This window comes from Xanthovirga aplysinae (assembly GCF_009711365.1).
GTDB classification, from domain to species: Bacteria; Bacteroidota; Bacteroidia; order Cytophagales; family Cyclobacteriaceae; genus Xanthovirga; species Xanthovirga aplysinae.
In genome coordinates this window covers 1-883 of sequence record NZ_SMMB01001012.1, presented here as the reverse complement: position 1 = coordinate 883, position 883 = coordinate 1, and the positions used below count along the sequence as shown (strand labels likewise).

The window sequence follows — 883 nt, the reverse complement described above, 5'->3', positions numbered from 1 at the left end:
TTTATCAATGACTTCCTAATTACAATTAGCGTTAAGAATATCATCTTTCTGGGGATCATAGGCATTGCCATTTATTTCAGGCTCTCCTGAAAAATTACTCAGGGCGGTTTGCAAGGCACAGAAATCATTAAGTCTTAAATTATATGTAACAGTTACATTTCCCCCAATGGTAGATAAGTTATTTAGTCCCTCAAGAGATGCCAGAGAAGTGTTCATGCTGATTTCTAATTTTCCACCAATTGAAGTTAAGTTATTAAATGCTTCAAGAGATGTGAAGGCTTCGTTGCTTAGGATCTCTAAATTACCACCAATTGAGGATAAACTGTTAAGTCCCTGAAGGGATTGAAAGTTCTCGTTATCGTAGATATATATTTTACTACCAATTGAAGTTACATTGTTAAGCCCCTTTAGGTTTTGAAGGTTAGCATTTCTAGAAACATAAAGTTCTCCTTCAATGGAGGTTAAATTTTCAAGACTTTGTAGGTTTTGAAGCTTAGGATTGTCAGACACATAAATATCTCCTCCTAAAGATGTTAAATTTTCAAGACCTTCAAGAGTTTTAAGATTTTCATTGTTAAAAATATAAAGCTGTCCTCCTACATGGGTTAAATTTTCAAGTCCTTGAAAATTGGTAATGTTATTGGTACTCATAATCCTGAGATTACCACCGACATAGGTAATTCGGTTTAATATCTCCAGAGTAGCATCATCATATAAATGTACAGCTAGGGAACCCGTAATTTTAGTAATTTCATTTTCATTTAAATAGAGTATTGTGGATGCCCCAGAGAGACTTAAATCTCCTTCATGGACACCTGGCTCTCCATCATCTTCTTCTTCATCGTCCTCTCCTTCTTCATCATCTTCTCCCTCTTCATCATCT

At 35.1% G+C, this 883-nt stretch carries 1 protein-coding gene; it reads right to left on the bottom strand.

Features of this window, described 5'->3' with window-relative positions:
* Positions 1-15: 15 nt before the first annotated feature.
* Positions 16-883, bottom strand: an 868-nt coding sequence (locus E1171_RS10365) for a protein phosphatase 1 regulatory subunit 42 (RefSeq protein ID WP_246164271.1), incomplete at its 5' end; no start/stop codon positions are given.